This is a genomic window from Pseudomonas sp. ARP3 (assembly GCF_001029595.1).
GTDB lineage: Bacteria > Pseudomonadota > Gammaproteobacteria > Pseudomonadales > Pseudomonadaceae > Aquipseudomonas > Aquipseudomonas rhodesiae.
Map to the genome: position 1 here is coordinate 82,918 of NZ_LEKF01000003.1, position 17,660 is coordinate 100,577.

A 17,660-nucleotide genomic window follows, 5' to 3' on the forward strand; every position below is an offset into this window, starting at 1 on the left:
AAAAACCGCCGCGTTGTGACAGACCAGCAATGAAACACCGGTACGTTGATCGCTACACATTTTTTGGAATCGCCCAGCAAAGACTGCTTGGTAATCGGCAACTGCTGCGATTCAGGCGAATCCACAGAAGTTGTATCAAGAAGGGAGCGTAGTCTACCGGAAAGGCTCTATCAGCTCAAACCTTGATCGCAGGTCTGTGGTATCCAATGCAATTGCCAGTCCTGACTGGGTGGCGCCCACAATCCCGCAAGGTTGGGCACGGCCACTAAAAACTCCCCTCGATACAACAGCGGCAATCTGCCACGGACGAAGCCCGGCAAACCGCTTTCGTTGAGCAAGCGCTTCAGATCCCGTCGACCGCGGCCTGGCACATCGACGATTTCACCGCCCTGGCGGTAACGGACCTCCAACGGACCTGCGGGCGCCTTGCCGCAAAATCTCAGCTCACCATTATCGGGTAACTGTAGCGGGCGTTGCGCATCAGACCAGCTCACCGGCACATCGGAAAATTCCGACCAGGAGGAAGGCAACCACCAGATGCGCTCACCGCAACGGTGTATTTGCCCAGCAGCCAGAGACCATAACGGTTGTGCGTCGTGCTTGGCATCACGTAAGGATTGCCAGCCGACCCAGTGATCGCTGTCGGGCAGGCGTGTCAGCGGATTCAGCCAATGGCGCAAAGCATTGCGCTGACGGGCATCGGAAAGCTCTCGCAGCGGAGCAAGCGCCAGGGATGGCAAGCCCAACCAGGGAAACGCTGAAGGTTGTTCGGCGGCTTGCAGATCCATCCTGGCCAACTCATCGAGCAGGCCCTGGGCTTCACTCAAGTGCTCGGCACTGCGGGCCAGCCCGGGGACGGCTTGCGGCCAGCGCTCGGTCAGTATCGGGAATACGCGGTGGCGCAGGTAATTGCGGGAGAAGCGAGTGTCTGCGTTGGAAGGGTCTGCGATCCATTGAAGCTGATGCTCCACGGCATAGGCTTCCAGCTCTGCCCGAGAGACGCCCAACAACGGGCGGACCAAGTGCCCGCCCGCCAACGGACGGTGCACGGGCATGGCTGCCAACCCCCGTACGCCTGCGCCGCGCAACAGACGAAACAGCAGGGTTTCGGCCTGGTCTTCGCGATGCTGGGCGGTGAGCATCACCTCCCCTGCTCCGATAACTTGCGCAAACGCCTGATAACGCGCATCTCGCGCCCCACGCTCGAGACTGGCACCGGACCGCACTTGCACGCGCATGACACGCAAGGGGACTCCCAGGTAGTCGCACACCGACTGGCAATGGCTTGGCCAAGCGTCGGCAGCGGCTTGCAAGCCATGGTGGATATGGACGGCGTTTAGAGGCACAAGGGGTTTGGCGGTGGCCAGGAGATGCAGCAGCACAGTGGAATCGAGACCGCCAGAGAAAGCGATATGCCAAGCCGGGGCTTCGCGCCAGGGGGCCAGGGCTTGCAGGAGTTTGGCGGGCAAAGTTGGTTTCATCAAACGCTACCGCCGCAAATCTGGAATACGTTGACCAAGCATACACAAAGCAAATGTGGGAGAGGGATTGCGCCCCGATTGCTGAGTGTCAGTCCCTGTATTTGCTGACTGATCCACCGCTATCGGGGGCAAGCCCCCTCCCACATTAGTACTGCTGCGACTTTAGAGACCGTAGCTCATCAGGCGCTCATAACGACGAGCCAACAGCGCTTCGTTATCCAGCTTCTTGAGCATCGCCAGCTGCGAGCCCAACTCTGCGCGGATGGTCGCGGCAGCGGCAGCCGGGTCCCGATGGGCGCCGCCCAGTGGCTCGGCGATCACTTTGTCGACGATACCCAGCCCTTTGAGGCGATCGGCGGTGATGCCCATGGCTTCGGCGGCGTCCGGCGCTTTTTCGGCGGTTTTCCACAGGATCGAGGCGCAACCTTCCGGCGAGATCACCGCGTAGGTCGAATATTGCAGCATGTTCAACTGGTCGCAGACGCCAATCGCCAATGCACCGCCGGAACCACCCTCACCAATCACGGTGGCGATGATCGGCGTTTTCAGACGAGCCATCACGCGCAGGTTCCAGGCGATCGCTTCGCTCTGGTTGCGCTCTTCGGCGTCGATGCCTGGGTAAGCGCCCGGGGTATCGATAAAGGTCAGGATCGGCATCTTGAAACGCTCGGCCATTTCCATCAGACGGCACGCCTTGCGGTAGCCTTCCGGACGCGGCATACCGAAGTTGCGGCGCACCTTCTCGCGAACTTCACGGCCTTTCTGGTGACCGATCACCATCACTGGCTGGTCGTCCAGACGCGCAATACCGCCCACGATAGCCGCGTCGTCGGAGAAGTGACGATCACCGTGCAGTTCGTCGAACTCGGTAAAAATGTGCTGGATGTAATCCAGGGTGTAAGGCCGGCGCGGGTGGCGGGCCAGGCGCGCGATCTGCCAGCTGGTCAGTTTGCCGAAGATGTCTTCGGTGAGCGTGCTGCTCTTGTCTTGCAGGCGGGCGATCTCATCGCCGATATTCAGCGAATTGTCATTGCCGACCAGGCGCAGCTCTTCGATCTTGGCTTGCAGGTCAGCGATCGGCTGTTCGAAATCAAGAAAATTCGGGTTCATAAGCGTCCGTCTTGGGTCGACGGCCAGGGAGTGCCTGGCCAGCCGGTTGTCTATTCGCGCCCTACCTTAAGGGAGAGGCGCGTTTAGGTCGAGATTAAATGTTTTGTCGATCACGCTGAATGCCACTACCGGGCCAGCCATCAACGGTATTGGAGGAAGACGTTGTCTCGCCCGAACTGGTCACGCAAAGCTTGAATCAAGCCGTCGGCGGGATCAATTCGCCAGGTCTCGCCAAACTGGAGCATGGCCTTGGCATCGTTACCGGTGTACTCCATGGTCACCGGGCACGCGCCCCGATGCCGCTTGAGCAACTCACCCAACCAGCGTAGCTGATCGCCCTTGAGCGCCTCGGTTTTAACTTTCAGGCGCAGGCTTTCGGCCAGGTTGGTGCGGGCATCTTCCATGCTCATTACACGCTTGATCCGCAGGCGCAGGCCGCCGGAGAAGTCGTCGTTGCTGACCTCCCCTTCCACCACCACCATGGCGTCGGTCTGCAAAAGCGACTGAGCAGAGTGGAACGCATCGGCGAACAATGAGGCTTCGATCCGGCCCGAACGGTCGTCAAGGGTGATGAACCCCATCTTGTCGCCCTTTTTATTTTTCATCACCCGCAGCGCAATGATCATGCCGGCCACGGTCTGGGTATCCCGCGCCGGTTTCAGGTCGATGATGCGCTGACGGGCGAAACGGCGGATTTCCCCTTCGTACTCGTCGATCGGGTGGCCGGTGAGATAGAGGCCCAAGGTGTCTTTTTCGCCCTTGAGCCGCTCCTTGAGGGTTAACTCCTTGGCCTTGCGGTGATTGGCGTACACGTCCGCGTCTTCTTCGACGAACAAACCGCCGAACAGGTCGGCATGCCCACTGTCGTGGGTGCGGGCGGTCTGTTCGGCGGCCTTGATCGCTTCTTCCATAGCGGCCAGCAGCACCGCGCGGTTGCGGTCGATATTGGCCTGATAAGCCTTGGGCTCATCATGGAAATAAGGGCCGAGACGGTCGAGTGCGCCACTGCGGATCAAGCCATCCAGGGTTCGCTTGTTGATACGTTTGAGATCGACCCGCGCGCAGAAGTCGAACAGATCTTTGAAAGGCCCGTCCTGACGCGCTTCGGTGATGGCTTCCACCGGGCCCTCGCCCACGCCCTTGATCGCACCCAGGCCATAGATAATGCGGCCTTCGTCGTTGACCGTGAACTTGAACTCCGAGGCGTTCACGTCCGGCGCGTCGAGGCGCAGCTTCATGGTGCGCACTTCCTCGATCAAGGTCACGACCTTGTCGGTGTTGTGCATATCCGCCGACAGCACCGCTGCCATGAATGGCGCAGGATAGTGCGCTTTCAACCAGGCGGTCTGGTACGACACCAAGCCATAGGCGGCAGAGTGGGACTTGTTGAAGCCGTAACCGGCGAATTTCTCCACCAGGTCGAAGATGTTACCCGCCAGATCGGCGTCGATATTGTTAGTGGCGCAACCCTCAATGAAACCACCACGCTGCTTGGCCATTTCCTCAGGCTTCTTCTTACCCATCGCACGACGCAGCATGTCGGCGCCGCCCAGGGTATAGCCCGCCATCACCTGAGCAATCTGCATCACCTGTTCCTGATACAGGATGATGCCGTAGGTCGGCGCCAATACTGGCTTTAGGCCTTCATATTGGTAATCGGAATGCGGGTACGCCAGCTCGGCACGCCCGTGCTTACGGTTGATGAAGTCATCCACCATGCCTGATTGCAGCGGGCCCGGACGGAACAGGGCCACCAGTGCGATCAAGTCTTCCAGGCAGTCGGGCTTGAGCTTTTTGATCAGCTCTTTCATACCGCGGGATTCAAGCTGGAACACCGCCGTGGTTTCGGCTTTTTGCAGCAGGGTGTAGGTCGGCTTGTCGTCCAGCGGAATAAAGGCGATATCCAGCGGTTCCTCGCCCACCTTGGCGCGGTCGCGGTTGATGGTTTTGAGGGCCCAGTCGATGATGGTCAGGGTACGCAGGCCGAGGAAGTCGAACTTCACCAGGCCGGCCGCCTCCACGTCATCCTTGTCGAACTGGGTTACCAGGCCGTCGCCTTCTTCGTCGCAATAGATCGGCGAAAAATCGGTGAGTTTGGTAGGCGCGATCACCACGCCACCGGCGTGCTTACCGACGTTACGCACTACGCCCTCAAGTTTGCGGGCCATCTCCCAGATTTCGGCGGCTTCTTCGTCGACTTTGATGAAATCGCGCAGGATCTCTTCCTGCTCGTAAGCCTTCTCCAGGGTCATGCCGACTTCGAACGGGATCATCTTCGACAGACGATCAGCCAGGCCGTAGGACTTGCCCTGCACCCGCGCCACGTCGCGGATCACCGCCTTGGCCGCCATGGAACCGAAGGTAATGATCTGGCTCACGGCGTTGCGGCCATATTTTTCGGCCACGTATTCGATCACGCGGTCGCGACCGTCCATGCAGAAGTCGACGTCGAAGTCGGGCATGGAAACCCGCTCCGGGTTCAGGAATCGCTCGAACAGCAGGTCGTATTCCAGCGGGTCAAGGTCGGTGATCTTCTGCACATAGGCCACCAGCGAGCCAGCACCTGACCCCCGGCCCGGGCCCACCGGCACGCCGTTGTTCTTGGCCCACTGAATAAAGTCCATCACGATCAGGAAGTAACCGGGGAACCCCATCTGGATAATGATATCCAGCTCGAAATTCAACCGGTCGACATAGACCTGGCGCTTGGCTTCATAGTCTTCGGTGGTTTCCTTGGGCAGCAGGACCGCCAGCCGCTCCTCAAGGCCATCGAACGAGACCTTGCGGAAATATTCATCGATGGTCATGCCATCTGGAATCGGGAAGTTAGGCAGGAAGTGCTTGCCCAGCTTCACTTCGATATTGCAGCGCTTGGCGATCTCGACAGAGTTTTCCAGGGCCTCAGGCAGGTCGCTGAACAGCTCGGCCATTTCTTCGGCGCTTTTAAGGTACTGCTCTTCGCTGTAATTCTTCGAACGGCGCGGGTCATCCAGGGCTCGGCCTTCGCCGATGCACACTCGGGTTTCGTGGGCCTCGAAATCTTCCTTCTTGATAAAGCGCACATCATTGGTCGCCACCAGCGGCGCACCGAGTTTGTCGGCCAATGCTACGGCGGCGTGCAGGTGCTCTTCATCGTTGGGCCGATTGGTGCGCTGCACTTCCAAATAGAAACGGTCGGGAAAAACCTGCATCCACTCGCGGGCCAGCACTTCGGCTTCCTGGGGATTGCCGCCCAGCAGCGCGATACCGATCTCGCCCTCTTTAGCGGCGGACAGCATGATCAGCCCTTCGCTGGCTTCGGCCACCCACTCGCGCTCGATGATGATCGAGCCATTGCGCTGACCGTCGATAAAACCGCGGGAAATCAGTTCGGTGAGGTTGCGATAGCCGACGCCATTCATCGCCAACAGGCTGATGCGGCTCAAGGGGTTGTCGGGGTCTTTGTTGGACAGCCACAGGTCGGCGCCGCAGATCGGCTTGATGCCGGCGGCCATGGCATTTTTATAGAACTTGACCAGGGAACACATGTTGTTCTGATCAGTCACCGCCACCGCAGGCATGTTCATGCCCACCAGGGTTTTGACCAGGGGTTTGATCCGTACCAGGCCGTCGACCAGGGAGTATTCAGTGTGCAGGCGCAGGTGAACGAATGAAGCCGGCATAGTGATCCTGTTCTAATACATGGAGACAACAAGGCCCGGATTGTACCGGGCCTTGGCAAAAACATCAGCCTCGCGACTAAACCTCGCTGAAGCTCTCGCGCAGCTCGTAGGCCTGGCGCACCGGGGCGAAGGAGCGGCGATGAATCGGCGTCGGGCCGAGGCGTGCGAGAGCTTCCAGATGAACGGGCGTCGGGTAGCCTTTATGCCCGCCGATGCCATAACCTGGGTAGATGAGTTCAAATGCAGCCATTTCCCGATCACGACTGACTTTGGCCAGAATCGAGGCCGCGGCAATCGCCGGCACCTTGCTATCACCCTTGACCACCGCTTCCGAAGGCATGCTCAGTTTCGGGCAACGGTTGCCGTCGATCATCGCCATCTTCGGCGTGATGTGCAGGCCTTCGACCGCACGCTGCATCGCCAGCATTGTGGCGTGGAGAATATTGAGCGTGTCGATTTCTTCGACTTCGGCCCGGGCGATATGCCAACTCAAGGCTTTTTCACAGATTTCGTCATACAGCTTTTCACGGCGCGCTTCGGTGAGTTTTTTCGAATCGTTCAGTCCCAGGATCGGTCGATTCGGATCCAGAATGACCGCCGCCGTGACCACCGCACCGCACAGTGGGCCACGTCCTACTTCATCGACGCCGGCCACCAGCTCATGGGCTTGGGCAACCAGGCTGAAATCCAGGCCCATTTGCGTACTCATAAAGCTTCCTGTTGTTTGCCGATCAAGTTAAGCACGGCGTCGGCCGCCTGATTCGAGGCATCACGGCGCAACGTGCGGTGAATGGCGTCGAACCCACGGGTCTGTTCTTCGCCGCCGTCGATCAAGGGTAGTAGGGTTTGCGCCAGGGCGTCCGGCGTAGCATCGTCCTGCAACAACTCCGGCACCAACAGGCGTTGGGCCAACAGGTTGGGCAGGGAGATGTAAGGGCTCTTGACCATGCGCTTGAGAATCCAGAAGGTCAGCGGCGCCAAACGATAGGCCACGACCATAGGGCGCTTGTACAGCAAGGCCTCCAGCGTGGCAGTACCCGAAGCGATCATGACCGCATCGCAGGCCGCCAAAGCCAGATGGGACTGGCCATCCAGCAAGGTCAACGGCAGGTCGCGGCCTGGCAGCAGCGCTTCGATCTGCGCACGACGTTGCGGGCTGGCACAAGGCAATACAAACCGCACGCCGGGCTTCAGGACCATCAGGCGCTCGGCCGCATCGAAGAAGACGCTGGCCAGACGTCCGACTTCACCGCCTCGGCTGCCCGGCATCAGCGCCACCAGCGGGCCGTCGGGCAAGCCCAACTCGGCGCGGGCCGCGGCTCGGTCGGCGTGCAGGGGAATGGCGTCGGCAAGGGTGTGCCCGACAAACCGCACCGGCACGCCCTTCTCTTCATAGAATTTGGCCTCGAACGGCAACAGGGTCAGCATCAGGTCGCAACCCTCGCGAATCTTCAGCACGCGCTTCTGCCGCCAGGCCCACACGGACGGGCTGACATAATGCACGGTCTTGATCCCGGCCTGACGCAGCTTGAGTTCGATATTGAGGGTGAAATCCGGTGCGTCGATGCCGATAAAGACGTCAGGCTTTTCTTCGATCAAGGTCTGGATCAGCAGTTTGCGCCGCGCCAGCAACTCGCGCAGACGACCCAATACTTCCACCAGCCCCATGACCGACAAGCGCTCCATGGGAAAGTAGGACGCCAGGCCTTCAGCCTGCATCAGCGGGCCGCCAACACCGATAAACTCCACCGCCGGATGCTGAGCCTTGAGGGCTCGCATAAGACCTGCGCCCAAAATATCGCCGGAAGCTTCTCCGGCCACCAGCGCTATACGCAGATTGGCCATGGTCAGCGGGTGATGCCGCGCGTCGACGCCTGGATCGAGTCACGGAACACCGCAACTTCCGGGAACAACGCAGCCGGTTCGGTCAGTTGGGTCAATGCCTGCTCTACGGTCAGCCCCTGGCGATAAACCACCTTATAGGCGCGGCGCAGAGCATGGATGGCATCATCGCTGAACCCGCGACGGCGCATGCCTTCGAAGTTCATGCTACGCGCTTCGGCCGGGTTGCCGAATACCGTGACATACGCCGGAACGTCCTTACCGATGGCGGTCCCCATGCCCGAGAAGCTATGGGCGCCGATATGGCAATACTGATGCACCAGGGTAAAACCGGACAGAATCGCCCAGTCATCAACATGAACATGCCCAGCCAACGCGGTGTTGTTGACCAGGATGCAGTGGTTGCCGATGACGCTGTCATGACCGATATGGGCGTACGCCATAACCAGGTTGTGATCACCCAGGGTGGTTTCGGCGCGATCCTGCACGGTACCGCGATGAATGGTCACGCCTTCTCGGATGATATTGTGATCACCGATGACCAAGCGCGTTTCTTCACCCTTGTACTTCATGTCCGGCGTGTCTTCGCCCACCGAGGAGAACTGGTAGATGCGATTGTGTTTGCCAATGCGGGTCGGACCTTTGAGGATCACATGCGGCCCGATGACAGTCCCCTCGCCGATTTCCACACCTGCGCCGATGATCGACCAGGGGCCGACCTCAACGTCGGCGGCCAGTACGGCCGACGGATCGATGATTGCGCGAGGGTCAATCAAACTCATAGTTTGCGTTCCGCGCAGATGATCTCGGCGGAGCACACCGGCTTGCCATCCACCGAGGCCTGGCACTCGAATTTCCAGATTTGGCGCTTGCAGCTGATGAACTTAGCTTCCAGGATCAACTGGTCACCTGGAGTGACCGGGTTGCGGAAACGCAGCTTGTCCGAGCCCACAAAATAGTAAAGCGTGCCATCGGCGGGCTTGAGGTCGAGCATTTTGAAACCAAGGATACCGGCAGCCTGGGCCATCGCTTCGATGATCAACACGCCCGGCATGATGGGGTGTGCGGGAAAGTGACCATTGAAGAACGGTTCGTTGATGCTGACATTCTTGTAGGCGCGAATGCGCTTTTCCTCAACATTGAGGTCCACTACGCGATCCACCAGCAGGAACGGGTAACGGTGAGGCAGGTATTCGCGAATCTCGTTGATGTCCATCATTTCGGGGGGAAGCCTGTAATAAAGATTGGGGGCGGGCGGACTAAAAGCACGCCCCGCTAGCAAATCAAGGAGGCAGCCTAGCGGCTGTACACACTTGATATGAAAATGGTATCAGCCTTCTGATGAAGCATTACTGCCAGGGGTCACTTCTCCAACACGCTTTTCCAGCTGTTTGAGACGTCGAGCCATATCATCAAGCTGCCGCAAACGCGCCGCACTCTTGCGCCATTCGGCCGCCGGCTGCATGGCGGTACCGGAGGAATAGGCGCCCGGCTCGGTAATCGAATGGGTCACCATGGTCATACCGGTGATGAAGACGTTGTCGCAGATATCGATATGCCCAACCAGCCCGACCCCCCCGGCGAGCATGCAATGCTTGCCAATTCGGGTACTGCCGGAAATCCCCACGCATGCGGCCATAGCGGTGTGATCGCCAATCTGCACGTTGTGGGCGATCTGGATCTGATTGTCGAGCTTCACGCCATTACCGATCACGGTATCGGCCAAGGCCCCACGATCCACCGCCGTGTTCACGCCAATTTCCACATCGTCGCCGATCAGAACGCCACCGACCTGGGCAATTTTGTTCCAGACGCCTTTGGCGTTGGCAAAGCCGAAGCCTTCGCCACCGATCACGGCACCCGACTGGATGACCACACGCTGGCCGATCCGCACATCGTGGTACAGGGTCACCCGCGGCGCGAGCCAGCCATCGGCGCCGATCTCGCATCGCGCACCGATAAAGCAATGAGCCCCGACCGTGACGCCTGCGGCGATGCGCGCACCACTCTCGATCACCGCAAAGGCACCAATGCTGGCCGCTGGGTCAACCTGAGCGTCATCGGCAATCACAGCTGAAGGATGAATACCGCCTGCCGCCTTGGGTTTTGGATCGAACAGGTGCGACACCTTGGCATACGCCAGGTACGGGTCGGCTACCACCAACGCCTCCCCCGCGAACCCTTCAGCGTCGGCAGCTTTGAGCAACACGGCTGCGGCACGACTGTCGACAAGGTATTTACGGTACTGAGGGTTTGCGAGGAAGCTCAACTGAGCTGGGCCAGCCTCCTGTAAGGTGGCTAGCCCAGTGATTTCCTTCTCCGGGGAGCCACGCAAGGTGGCCCCCAGGAACTCGGCCAACTCGCCGAGTTTGATAGTCGCGGTCATGGCTTACTTCAGCTGATTCATGCGCTCGATCACCTGACGGGTGATGTCGTACTGAGGTTTAACGTCGATCACAGCGCCACGCTCGAACACCAGGTCAAAGGCACCCTTCTTGATGACTTCTTCCACGGCGCTGTCGAGCTTAGGCTTGAGCTGCTTGAGCATTTCGCGGTCGGCGACAGCTTTGGCTTCGTTCAGCTCCTTGGACTGGAACTGGTAGTCACGGGCTTTTTGCTTGAATTCCAACTCCAGACGCTCGCGCTCGCCTTGCTGCATCTTGTCGCCACCGGCCACCAGACGATCCTGGATACCCTTCGCGCTGCTTTCCAGGGTCTTGAGCTTGGTCAGTTGCGGACCGAATTTCTTCTCGGCATCCACGGCGTATTTTTTGGCCGCATCGGATTCCAGCAGCGCCATCTGATAGTTCAGAACGGCGATTTTCATTTCGGCGAAGGCCGGGGTGGCTACCAGCACGGTTGCCAGCAGAACCAATTGAGTCAACTTACGCACGATGCACTCCTACAGAATCCGTTGTCGTTATCTTAGGTCAGACGATTAGAACGTCTGGCCGAGGGAGAATTGGAAAATCTGGGTTTCAGCGTTATCCGGTTTCTTGATTGGCATGGCCAGCGCAAAGCTCAATGGGCCCAGCGCAGTCACCCACGTCACACCCACACCCACGGAGCTCGCCATGTTGCTGAGGCTCACGTCGTTGCACTGGGTGTTGGACTTCAAACCGCTTGGGTTTTTGATCTGCTCGCACTTGGAATCGAACACGTTACCCACGTCCCAGAATACGGATGTACGCAGGGAACGCTGATCTTTCACGAACGGCAGTGGGAACAGAATTTCAGCACCACCCTGGATCAACACGTTACCACCGAAAGGCAGCGGATCATTGTCACTGTCAGGTTGAGTGCCGATGTTACCGGTTTTATCAACACCGCGGCTCGGGGTACCGCGAGGGCCGAGAGTGCTGTCCTTGAAGCCACGTACCGAGTTGAAACCACCTGCATAGTAGTTTTCATAGAACGGCAAGCCATTGGTCGAACCGTAACCATCGCCATAGCCCAGCTCGGTGTGCAGGCGCATAGTGTAGTTGTCGCTCAACGGCTGGAACAACTGACCGCGGTAGTCGAGTTTGAAGAACGACAGGTCGCTGCCCGGCGTGGTGACTTCCGCCGTCAGGCTCTGGGAATGGCCACGGGTAGCCAGCACGCCTTTGTTCAGGGTCGACTCGGACCAGCCGGCGGACGCCTTGAAGTTCAGAAACTTGTCGCCTTCACGGCGGGTGAAATCGAAAATCTCGTCCACGGTATAGATACCGGTCTTGATCTCATCCTGCTGCGCAGTCAGGCCGAAGGTCAGGCGCGAGGTTTCGCTGATCGGATAGCCGATGTTCACGCCAGCACCCAGGCTGTCGATCGCATAGCTAGCTACGTCTACGTCGAGATCTTTGTAGTCGGTGGTGCGGTAGAAGGCGTTGTAGCCCAGGCTCACACCGTCGGCGGTCCAGTAGGGGTCGACATAACCGAAGTTATAGCGGCTCTGGTATTCGCTACGGGTCAGGCCGATGGAAACCTTGTTACCGGTACCGAGGAAGTTGTTCTGGGTGATCGAGCCACCAAGAATCAGACCGGCACTCTGCGCGAAACCGACGCTAGCGGTGATCGATCCCGATGCTTGCTCTTCAACGGCGTAGTTCACGTCAACCTGGTCATCCACACCTGGCACGGCTGGTGTTTCGACGTTTACTTCCTTGAAGAAGCCCAGACGCTCAAGACGGGTCTTGGATTGGTCGATGAGGTAAGTCGACGCCCAGCCACCTTCCATCTGCCGCATTTCACGACGCAGCACTTCGTCGGCAGACTTGGTGTTGCCGCGGAAGTTGATGCGGTTGACGTAAGCACGCTTGCCTGGATCCACCACGAAGGTGATGTCGACGGTGTGATCTTCGTCATGAGGTGTCGGAACGCCATTGACGTTGGCGAAGGTATAGCCTTCGTTACCGAGACGACGCGTGATCAGTTCGGAAGTGGTGGTCATCAGCTTGCGCGAGAACACTTGGTCTTTCTGCACCAACAACAGGGACTTGACCTGGTCTTCAGGCACTTTCAAGTCACCACTGAGTTTCACGTCACGAACCTTGTACTTCTCGCCTTCGTTGACGTTGACAGTGATATAGACGTGTTTCTTGTCCGGCGTGATGGACACCTGGGTCGAAGCGATATCCATGTTGATATAGCCGCGGTCCAGATAGTAGGAGCGCAGACGCTCCAGGTCACCGGAGAGCTTTTCGCGAGCGTACTTGTCATCGTTCTTGAAGAACGACAACCAGTTGGTGGTCTTGAGTTCGAACAGGTCAACCAGGTCTTCATCAGCAAACTTGGTGTTGCCCACCACGTTGATGTGCTGAATGGCCGCCACGGTGCCTTCGTTGATGTTGACCTTGAGGCCTACACGGTTACGCGGCTGCGGAATCACTTCCGTTTCCACGGTCGCCGAGTAGCGGCCCTGGGCTACGTACTGGCGTTGTAGCTCGTTACGTACACCTTCGAGGGTGGCACGCTGGAAGATTTCGCCTTCGGCCAAGCCAGATTGCTTAAGGCCCTTCATCAGGTCTTCAGTGGAGATCGCTTTATTGCCCTCGATCTCGATACTGGCGACGGAAGGTCGCTCAACGACGTTGATGACCAGGACGTTGCCTTCTCGACCCAGTTGGATGTCTTGAAAGAACCCGGTTTTGAACAGCGCACGAGTGGATTCCACCAGGCGACGATCATCAGCCTGTTCCCCGACGTTCAACGGCAAGGCACCAAAGACGCTACCCGCGGAAACCCGCTGGAGGCCGTTGACGCGAATATCGGAGATGGTGAAGGACTCGGCGTGAACTTCGGCGATCATCAATACGGTGAGAACCGCAGTTAGCAGCAGACGTTTCATGAAGTCCTTTCTTATTCCAACTGGCAATAAACAAACTGCCGCAAAATGCGGCAGATTCGCAATTCAGCGAAGCGTTACAGACGACCCAGATCGTTGACCAGGGCTAACAACATCACCCCAACCACCAAACTGATACCAATCTGTATCCCCCAACCCTGCACACGATCCGACAAGGGGCGACCACGCACCCACTCGACCAGATAAAACAGCAGATGCCCCCCATCCAATACTGGAATGGGCAGCAAATTCAGAACACCCAGGCTGATACTCAGATAAGCCAGGAAATTCAGGAAATCCGCGACACCCGACTGGGCAGAAGCGCCCGCCACTTTAGCAATGGTTATCGGCCCACTCAAGTTTTTTACCGAGAGCTCGCCGAACAACATTTTCTTGAGGGATTCGAGCGTCAGCACACTCATGGTCCAAGTGCGTTTGGCACCCTCGCCGATTGCCGCCAACGGCCCGTAGCTGACCTCCCTCATCATCGAAGGCGGCCACTCGGGACTCTTGACCCCAGCACCCAGATAACCGCCGGCCGCCTTGGCTTCCCCGCGTGCCGCCAACGTTACAGGGACGTCGATTTGAGCATTATCGCGCTCAACTTTCAGCACAATTTTGGTATCAGGGCGAACACGCACCAGATCGACCACCTGCTGCCAGTCATTAAGCGCCTGTCCATCGAGCGCCAATAGGCGGTCGCCGGTTTTCAGACCTGCGGCCTGGGCCGGGCCTTTAGGGTCCAGCTCCGCGAGCACTGGCGGCAACACCGGCCGCCATGGGCGAATCCCCAGGGATTTGATCGGATCGGGCTCATCAGCCCCTTTTAGCCAGTGATCCAATGCCAGTGAACGGGCGGTTTCGGCAGTTGAATCCTGCTCACGCACGATGACGCTGACGGTGCCGCTTTCACCCAGGCGACGCACCAGTTGGAGATTGACCGCGCCCCAGCCTGTTGTGGGTTCGCCATCAATGGAAACAATTTCCTGCCCGGCGACCAAACCCGCTTTAGCTGCAATGCTATCCGGCTCGACCGCACCGATCACCGGACGGATCTGTTGGCTACCCAGCATGGCCAACACCCAGAAAAACAGCATGGCCAACAGGAAGTTGGCGATCGGACCGGCCGCCACAATGGCGATACGCTGACGAACGGTTTTGCGATTGAAGGATTGGTCCAACTGGTCGGCCGGCACTTCGCCTTCACGCTCATCGAGCATCTTGACGTAGCCACCCAACGGAATGGCTGCGACCACGAACTCAGTGCCATGGCGATCATGCCAGCGCACCAGCGGCATGCCAAAACCGACGGAAAAGCGCAGTACCTTGACGCCGCAACGACGCGCCACCCAGAAGTGGCCGAATTCGTGGAAGGTAACCAGCACACCCAGAGCAACCAGGGTGCCGACAATCATATAAAGCGCACTCATCTAATTTCTCCGCATTCCAATCCAGTGCCAGAAGGCTCAACGCGCCGACAGACTATTTCGCGTTGCGGCTCAGCCAGTGTTGCGCAAGGACGCGAGCCTTGGTATCCGCCTCGAACACCGCACCCAGATCGCCGACCGCCACGACAGGCTCCAGACTCAGCACGTCCTCGATGATACTCGCGATCTGCGGGAAGCGGATGCGCCGTTCGAGAAACGCTGCTACGGCCACTTCGTTGGCCGCATTGAGCATCGCCGGCGCACTGTTACCTGCCTCGGCCGCTTGCCGCGCCAGGCGCAGACAAGGAAAGCGCTGCTCGTCCGGCGCTTCGAAATCCAGGCGAGCCACTGCAAACAGGTCCAGTGGGGCCACACCGGAATCGATGCGTTCCGGCCACGCCAAGGCATTGGCAATCGGCGTGCGCATATCGGGATTGCCCAATTGGGCCAATACCGAACCGTCCACATAATCGACGAGAGAATGAATCACACTTTGCGGATGAATCACCACCTCGACCTGATCAGGGCGCGCATCGAACAGCCAGCATGCCTCGATCAGCTCCAGGCCTTTGTTCATCATGCTGGCCGAATCTACGGAAATCTTACGCCCCATCGACCAGTTAGGATGGGCGCAGGCTTGGTCGGGAGACACATGCTCCAATTCGACCAGCGGTGTTTGCCGGAACGGACCGCCCGAGGCAGTGAGTAGAATCCGCCGCACGCCGACCTGACTCAAACCTCGCGCAAAATCACCCGGCATACACTGGAAAATAGCGTTGTGCTCACTGTCGAGCGGCAGCAGCACCGCACCGCTTTTGCGCACGGCCTGCATAAAAAGCGCACCGGACATTACCAGCGCTTCTTTATTGGCCAGCAGGATTTTCTTGCCCGCATCCACTGCCGCAAGAGTCGGTCGCAGGCCCGCCGCACCGACGATAGCCGCAACCACTGTGTCGACCTCGGCATCCGCCGAAACCTGGCACAGCCCCTCCTCCCCCACCAACACTTGAGTGGCGAGCCCGGCCGCGCGCAGATCAGCCTGCAAACCACGCGCCGCGATGGGCTCAGGCACCACGGCATAGCGCGGTGCATGGCGTACGCATAACGTCAGCAACTCGCTGAGGCGCGTAAAACCTGTAAGCGCGAAGACCTGGTAACGATCCGGGTGGCGCGCGATGACATCCAAGGTGCTCAATCCCACCGAGCCGGTCGCCCCCAGCACGGTGACCTGCTGCAAGCGGCTCACGAAGCGGTCATCCACAGCAACACGGCAAAGATCGGGATGGCGGCGGTAAGACTGTCAATACGATCAAGCACGCCGCCATGCCCTGGCAGCAGATTACTGCTGTCCTTGATACCGGCTTGGCGCTTGAACATGCTTTCAGTAAGGTCTCCGACCACCGAGATGAAGACCACGATTGCGGTGCCCAGCAAGGCTAGGACAATTTCCTTTCCCGACCAACCACGCACCACGCCGACCACCAGCGCGATGGCCAGGGTCAATGCCAGGCCGCCGTACACACCTTCCCAGCTCTTGCCAGGACTGACGGCCGGGGCCAGCTTACGCTTGCCAAAGGCTCGACCCGAGAAGTAGGCACCAATATCAGCCCCCCAGACCAACACCATCACCGCCATGATCAGCCAGTTACCCATTGGCGAGTTCTTGATTTCCACCAACCCCTGCCAGGCTGGCAACAGAATCAACAGGCCAATCACCAGCTTGCTGGCGACACTGGACCACTGGCTGCTGGTGCGCGGATAAGTCAGCACCAGAAAGGTCGCCAGCGCCCACCACAGTACCGCAGCGCCCAACACCCATGGCACCACGATGCTCGACAGGGTATGCATCAGGAACAACAGCAGCGCCACGACCGCGGCGTAGGCCACGCGGGGCAACTGAGCGGTGAAACCGGCCAGACGCGCCCATTCCCAGGCACCCAAGGTCACGACCAGGCCAATAAACAGCGCAAAACCGGAACCATCGAGCAGGAAAAACCCACACAAGGCGATCGGTAACAGGATCAGAGCAGTGATGATTCGTTGTTTTAGCATTTAAACCCGGGCTCCAGCTTCGATCTGCTCGCTCGTTTTACCGAAGCGACGCTGACGAGAAGCGAAATCGGCCAGTGCAGTGCGCATGGCATCGTGTTTGAAGTCCGGCCAGAACAGGTCGGAGAAGTACAACTCGGTGTAAGCCAGCTGCCACAACAGGAAATTACTGATGCGGTGCTCGCCACCGGTGCGGATGCACAAGTCCGGCAACGGCAGGTCGCCGGTGACCAGGCAGGTTTGCAGCAATTCGGGCGTGATGTCGTCCGGTCGCAGATGACCGGCCTGGACTTCGCGAGCCAACCGCTGCGCAGCCTGGGCGATGTCCCATTGGCCGCCGTAGTTAGCTGCAATCTGCAACACAAAACGGTCGGCTCCGGCGGTGATGGCCTCAGCTTCGCGCATGGCCGCTTGCAGCTCCGGGTGGAACCGCGAGCGATCACCAATAATGCGCAGGCTGATTTTGTTGTCGTTGAGACGCTTGGCCTCTCGACGAAGGGCCTTGAAGAACAGATCCATCAACGCGCTGACTTCTTCGGCGGGGCGCTGCCAGTTCTCACTGGAGAACGCGAACAACGTGAGCACCTCCACCTTGGCCTCGGCACACACCTCAATCACCGCCCGCACCGCATCGACACCCGCTTTATGCCCGGCAACACCCGGCATAAAGCGTTTCTTCGCCCAGCGATTATTCCCATCCATGATGATCGCGACATGGCGCGGCACCACGGAGGGCACAGTCTGCTTGGTCTTTTCCATGAAGGCG

Annotated in this window: 14 protein-coding genes; all 14 read right to left on the reverse strand. The window is 58.9% G+C overall.

All coding sequences use genetic code 11. From position 1 onward, the window contains the following. Positions 1-170: 170 nt before the first annotated feature. The gene (tilS, locus tag ABX75_RS04705) at positions 171-1,481 is read right to left on the reverse strand and encodes a tRNA lysidine(34) synthetase TilS (protein ID WP_047881543.1); all 1,311 of its coding nucleotides are present in this window, start codon (positions 1,479-1,481) and stop codon (positions 171-173) included. Positions 1,482-1,643: 162 nt separating this feature from the next. After that, positions 1,644-2,591, reverse strand: coding sequence for an acetyl-CoA carboxylase carboxyltransferase subunit alpha (locus ABX75_RS04710; RefSeq protein WP_016976871.1), 948 nt, complete (start codon positions 2,589-2,591; stop codon positions 1,644-1,646). A gap of 140 nt (positions 2,592-2,731) precedes the next feature. Then, the gene (dnaE, locus tag ABX75_RS04715) at positions 2,732-6,253 is read right to left on the reverse strand and encodes a DNA polymerase III subunit alpha (RefSeq protein ID WP_034096250.1); all 3,522 of its coding nucleotides are present in this window, start codon (positions 6,251-6,253) and stop codon (positions 2,732-2,734) included. 76 nt (positions 6,254-6,329) lie between these two features. Continuing rightward, the gene (gene rnhB, locus ABX75_RS04720) at positions 6,330-6,962 is read right to left on the reverse strand and encodes a ribonuclease HII (protein ID WP_034096249.1); all 633 of its coding nucleotides are present in this window, start codon (positions 6,960-6,962) and stop codon (positions 6,330-6,332) included. Next, a complete protein-coding gene (lpxB, locus tag ABX75_RS04725; RefSeq protein WP_040267486.1) occupies positions 6,959-8,098 on the reverse strand; it encodes a lipid-A-disaccharide synthase in 1,140 nt (379 codons plus the stop codon). The genes rnhB and lpxB overlap by 4 nt, the downstream gene beginning before the upstream one ends. Positions 8,099-8,100: 2 nt before the next feature. Continuing rightward, the gene (gene lpxA, locus ABX75_RS04730; RefSeq protein ID WP_034096247.1) at positions 8,101-8,877 is read right to left on the reverse strand and encodes an acyl-ACP--UDP-N-acetylglucosamine O-acyltransferase; all 777 of its coding nucleotides are present in this window, start codon (positions 8,875-8,877) and stop codon (positions 8,101-8,103) included. Then, positions 8,874-9,314, reverse strand: a complete 441-nt coding sequence (gene fabZ / locus ABX75_RS04735) for a 3-hydroxyacyl-ACP dehydratase FabZ (RefSeq protein ID WP_003172281.1) — start codon at positions 9,312-9,314, stop codon at positions 8,874-8,876. Before fabZ ends, lpxA begins: the two co-directional genes overlap by 4 nt. 111 nt (positions 9,315-9,425) lie before the next feature. Next, positions 9,426-10,481 carry a UDP-3-O-(3-hydroxymyristoyl)glucosamine N-acyltransferase gene (gene lpxD, locus ABX75_RS04740; protein WP_034096246.1) on the reverse strand — a complete coding sequence of 352 codons (1,056 nt, stop codon included), beginning with the start codon at positions 10,479-10,481 and terminating at the stop codon, positions 9,426-9,428. Between the two features lie 3 nt (positions 10,482-10,484). Continuing rightward, the gene (locus ABX75_RS04745; protein WP_003219314.1) at positions 10,485-10,988 is read right to left on the reverse strand and encodes an OmpH family outer membrane protein; all 504 of its coding nucleotides are present in this window, start codon (positions 10,986-10,988) and stop codon (positions 10,485-10,487) included. A 45-nt stretch (positions 10,989-11,033) separates the two neighbouring features. Further along, positions 11,034-13,421 (reverse strand): outer membrane protein assembly factor BamA, encoded by a 2,388-nt coding sequence (gene bamA, locus ABX75_RS04750; protein ID WP_040267484.1) that lies wholly within the window; start codon positions 13,419-13,421, stop codon positions 11,034-11,036. A 74-nt stretch (positions 13,422-13,495) separates the two neighbouring features. Then, positions 13,496-14,848 carry a sigma E protease regulator RseP gene (rseP, locus tag ABX75_RS04755; RefSeq protein ID WP_034096244.1) on the reverse strand — a complete coding sequence of 451 codons (1,353 nt, stop codon included), beginning with the start codon at positions 14,846-14,848 and terminating at the stop codon, positions 13,496-13,498. A gap of 52 nt (positions 14,849-14,900) precedes the next feature. Continuing rightward, the gene (gene ispC / locus ABX75_RS04760) at positions 14,901-16,091 is read right to left on the reverse strand and encodes a 1-deoxy-D-xylulose-5-phosphate reductoisomerase (RefSeq protein WP_040267481.1); all 1,191 of its coding nucleotides are present in this window, start codon (positions 16,089-16,091) and stop codon (positions 14,901-14,903) included. Beyond that, complete coding sequence (locus ABX75_RS04765; RefSeq protein ID WP_034096242.1) at positions 16,088-16,897, reverse strand: phosphatidate cytidylyltransferase; 810 nt, start codon at positions 16,895-16,897, stop codon at positions 16,088-16,090. Before ABX75_RS04765 ends, ispC begins: the two co-directional genes overlap by 4 nt. After that, on the reverse strand, positions 16,898-17,653 hold the full coding sequence (uppS, locus tag ABX75_RS04770) for a polyprenyl diphosphate synthase (protein WP_047881544.1): 756 nt from the start codon (positions 17,651-17,653) through the stop codon (positions 16,898-16,900). Between the last annotated feature and the right edge of the window lie 7 nt (positions 17,654-17,660).

Excerpts from the sequence above, each read along its gene's own strand:
- dnaE (WP_034096250.1), bottom strand. The coding sequence starts at position 6,253 with ATGCCGGCTTCATTCGTTCACCTGCGCCTGCACACTGAATACTCCCTG.
- rnhB (WP_034096249.1), bottom strand. The coding sequence starts at position 6,962 with ATGAGTACGCAAATGGGCCTGGATTTCAGCCTGGTTGCCCAAGCCCAT.
- ABX75_RS04765 (WP_034096242.1), bottom strand. The coding sequence starts at position 16,897 with ATGCTAAAACAACGAATCATCACTGCTCTGATCCTGTTACCGATCGCC.
- bamA (WP_040267484.1), bottom strand. The coding sequence starts at position 13,421 with ATGAAACGTCTGCTGCTAACTGCGGTTCTCACCGTATTGATGATCGCC.
- fabZ (WP_003172281.1), bottom strand. The coding sequence starts at position 9,314 with ATGATGGACATCAACGAGATTCGCGAATACCTGCCTCACCGTTACCCG.
- ABX75_RS04710 (WP_016976871.1), bottom strand. The coding sequence starts at position 2,591 with ATGAACCCGAATTTTCTTGATTTCGAACAGCCGATCGCTGACCTGCAA.
- lpxB (WP_040267486.1), bottom strand. The coding sequence starts at position 8,098 with ATGGCCAATCTGCGTATAGCGCTGGTGGCCGGAGAAGCTTCCGGCGAT.
- tilS (WP_047881543.1), bottom strand. The coding sequence starts at position 1,481 with ATGAAACCAACTTTGCCCGCCAAACTCCTGCAAGCCCTGGCCCCCTGG.
- uppS (WP_047881544.1), bottom strand. The coding sequence starts at position 17,653 with ATGGAAAAGACCAAGCAGACTGTGCCCTCCGTGGTGCCGCGCCATGTC.
- lpxD (WP_034096246.1), bottom strand. The coding sequence starts at position 10,481 with ATGACCGCGACTATCAAACTCGGCGAGTTGGCCGAGTTCCTGGGGGCC.
- rseP (WP_034096244.1), bottom strand. The coding sequence starts at position 14,848 with ATGAGTGCGCTTTATATGATTGTCGGCACCCTGGTTGCTCTGGGTGTG.
- lpxA (WP_034096247.1), bottom strand. The coding sequence starts at position 8,877 with ATGAGTTTGATTGACCCTCGCGCAATCATCGATCCGTCGGCCGTACTG.